The sequence below is a fragment of the Nocardia sp. NPDC060220 genome (assembly GCF_042727815.1).
In the GTDB taxonomy this organism is placed as follows: domain Bacteria; phylum Actinomycetota; class Actinomycetes; order Mycobacteriales; family Mycobacteriaceae; genus Nocardia.
Map to the genome: position 1 here is coordinate 1 of NZ_JBHWZY010001109.1, position 1,908 is coordinate 1,908.

Sequence of the window (1,908 nt, forward strand, 5' to 3'; positions counted from 1 at the left end):
TCTACGAACACGGCTACACCGTCCACTTCCACCGTATCGCCGCCGCGGCGGCGCTGGCCTGGACTAGCCGGACCCGCAGGCAATACTTCGGCCTTCACCCCGACCACGCTCTCGGCAGCCTTTCCGATCGCAATCACCGCGCACCCCATGACTTCTCGGGAGTCACCGCGCTGCGTTGAGGTAGTCGACGGACCTCCCTCACGAGCTCGTCGACTTCGACATCCACGCTTCGACCGTCCCGGCGATCAGAACATCCGCACCGCGACCAAGCGCCAGCTGTCCTTGGTCGACTCGATGCGGCCGGCGATAGCGAGAGTCCGCGGCCCACGCTGATACGAAGCGAAGACTTCGGCGGCACCGTCTTGTGTCGCGGTCAGTTTCACGCGGGTCAGGGTGGCGCTGCCCAAGCCCCGGCCGGGGACCAAGTCCTGCGCGAGCATGGTGTTGATGGCGGCGAGTACTCGCGCGTCTGTGTGAGCGCGCAGGTGAGTCGACGGTCTGCGCCGATCGACCACCTCCAAGAGCAGCCGGAGCACCTGTTCGGCGAATCGCTTTGCGGTCGCGACAGATTCGCCGGTCGGCGCTGCCTGCGTGCAGGAGGCGCGTACCGCCCTGCGGATACTCGCCGGCGTTCCGCCCGCGGCCCTCGGTCGACCGGACCCAGTAACCCGGTGGGGCACAGCGGTATTCACGGCGCCAGAACGCGGCACCTCTTCCCCACCCTCCAACCGCGGCTCGCAATGCGGCGCGGGCGACAACACCGTTCCCTCCGTAGACATGCTCGTCCCCTTCGAGTCAGTCCACCCACTCCCCAGTGGTGGCGCACAGCATGACACGGAGCTCCGACAAGTGTTCGCGAAATCAACGCAGGTCACCTCGAGATGTCCGCTCTGAGCGCACACCTGGAACTGTCCTGTGGCTGTGCGTTCAGTGTGGTGTCGGTGGCCTGTGTCACACTCGCTGATGATGAGCCGCCACACGACTGTCGAACGCGGTCCGCAATGTAAGCGGATCGGGTTTCCCCGTTGCGAGAGTAAGGGCAAAACTGCCCCGTCGTTTCGGCTCCGCAGCATCCAGGCGAAAACCGGGCGGGCGTCTGTCCGGGTCGGTGACCACGACACAGCGCGGTCAGTGACTCTGCCCGGGTCAGCCTGACTACCGAATCGTCCGCTCTGCATCCGGCGCACCGTCATGAGCCGCGTGAAAACAGTGACTGCCAGGGTTGGGTCGGGATCGACCGCGCCGCGTTGTGATCACGATCTGCGCTGAACCCACACTCGCAGAGGAATACTCGATCCGCCAACGGCAGGGCCGCACTGATCGTTCCACAGGCAGCAGAGCACCGTTTTGCGAGACAACGACTTCGCCAGGTGTCGTTCCTGACTCAGCCCAGCGGCCAACGGTTCAGGAGCGGTATCGAAGCGGGCGACCTCCACCCCGTCGGCAGTAGCGGCGACAGCAAATACTGTCAGCCCGACGACGCCCGAGAAGGGCGGTGCCTGAAAACTATCGGAGTTTCCAGACATGCTGTAAGAATGGTCCGTGCCGTTCACACCTGTGGTCACCTGCCTGCCTTCGCGCGCCCGGGGCGGTGGTCTGGCATGACGATCGAATCCGGTCTCGAGGACGACGTCAGCCAGCTCGCCCAGCGAGTCGAACGTGCCCGCGGGCGTCTCGCTTACCAATTCGATCCGGCCCTCACCGACGCGCTCTCCGAAGATGAGCTGCGCGCCGAACGCGAACTCGCCGAACGCATCCGTGAACAGGATCGCGAACAGCGCTGGAAGCACACCCAGGCGATGGCGTCCGCATCGGACCGCAGCCGACAGACCACCGAAGCGATCGAGAAGGCCGACATGCGAGATCTGCTGCTCGCCAGGAAGGCGATGGCGTCCCAGCGTCGCGAAT

1 protein-coding gene and 2 pseudogenes are annotated in these 1,908 nt (G+C 65.1%); 1 reads left to right on the forward strand and 2 read right to left on the reverse strand.

From position 1 onward, the window contains the following. Positions 1-245: 245 nt before the first annotated feature. Both ACFWF3_RS34175 and ACFWF3_RS34180 read right to left on the reverse strand, forming a co-directional pair. Positions 246-1,193: an Rv3235 family protein gene (locus ACFWF3_RS34175; protein ID WP_379318159.1), complete on the reverse strand. Its 948-nt coding sequence runs from the start codon at positions 1,191-1,193 to the stop codon at positions 246-248. Beyond that, positions 1,190-1,336 (reverse strand): annotated as a pseudogene (locus ACFWF3_RS34180) (zinc ribbon domain-containing protein); the annotation flags it as partial. The pseudogene ACFWF3_RS34180 and the gene ACFWF3_RS34175, both read right to left, overlap by 4 nt. Positions 1,337-1,601: 265 nt before the next feature. On the opposite strand from ACFWF3_RS34180, the pseudogene ACFWF3_RS34185 reads away from it, so the two are divergent. Further along, positions 1,602-1,908, forward strand: a pseudogene (locus ACFWF3_RS34185) (hypothetical protein); the annotation flags it as partial.

What these genes read in the sequence shown, in the direction of transcription:
- ACFWF3_RS34175 (WP_379318159.1), bottom strand. Translation starts at nt 1,193, where the DNA reads ATGACGGTGCGCCGGATGCAGAGCGGACGATTCGGTAGTCAGGCTGAC.